At 48.1% G+C, this 801-nt stretch carries 1 protein-coding gene; it reads left to right on the top strand.

The window, feature by feature from the left end; translation table 11 throughout:
* The first annotated feature begins 2 nt into the window (after window positions 1–2).
* Window positions 3–734, top strand: a complete 732-nt coding sequence (locus A3729_RS03480) for a CbbQ/NirQ/NorQ/GpvN family protein (RefSeq protein ID WP_156497622.1) — start codon at window positions 3–5, stop codon at window positions 732–734.
* Window positions 735–801 lie beyond the last annotated feature (67 nt).

The following is an 801-nucleotide window of genomic DNA, read 5'->3' as shown; positions in this document are numbered from 1 at the left end:
TTATCTTCGAGCACGCCGCCAACAATAATTTGCCGGTTTTGATTAAGGGACCTACAGGTTGTGGTAAAACCCGATTTGTTGAGCACATGGCCAAGAAACTTGATCGGCCTTTATACACGATTGCCTGTCATGATGATCTAAGCGCAACAGACTTGGTAGGTCGACACTTAATTGGCAAAGACGGAACCTATTGGCAGGATGGCCCGCTTACCAGGGCGGTGCGAGAAGGCGGTATTTGTTATTTAGATGAAGTCATTGAAGCACGGAAAGATACTACGGTTGTGCTTCACCCATTGTCTGACCACCGTCGCGTTTTACCTGTAGAGCGTACGGGCGAAGAAATTATTGCTCATCCTGACTTTATGTTGGTGATCTCTTATAACCCTGGCTACCAGAACGTAATGAAGGGGCTGAAGCCAAGTACCCGCCAACGCTTTGTTGCGATGGAGTTTGAATACCCCTTGGCAGAACGGGAAACGGTAATCATCTGTCAGGAATCCAATATCGACAAAGATACAGCCAAGAAGCTGGTTAGCCTGGGTGGGGATTTACGTCGCCTAAAAGACTATGACTTGGAAGAAGCGGCTTCGACCAGGCTGCTGATTTATACTGCGAAGATGATTAAGTCAGGGTTGGATGCTCGCGAGGCGTGTTTATCGTGCTTGGCTCAACCTTTAACCGACGAGACCGAAACTCTGGCTGCCATTGAACGCTTGGTCATGACCTATTTCTAGGGCACTAGCGAAAATAAACCTATGAGCATTGAGCAGGAAGTAAGTGCAGGGAAACATGTTCCCGGTG

The sequence above is a fragment of the Oleiphilus sp. HI0043 genome (genome assembly GCF_001634935.1).
The sequence above is the reverse complement of the archived record's forward strand: the minus strand, read 5'-3'. Positions and strand labels throughout refer to the sequence as shown.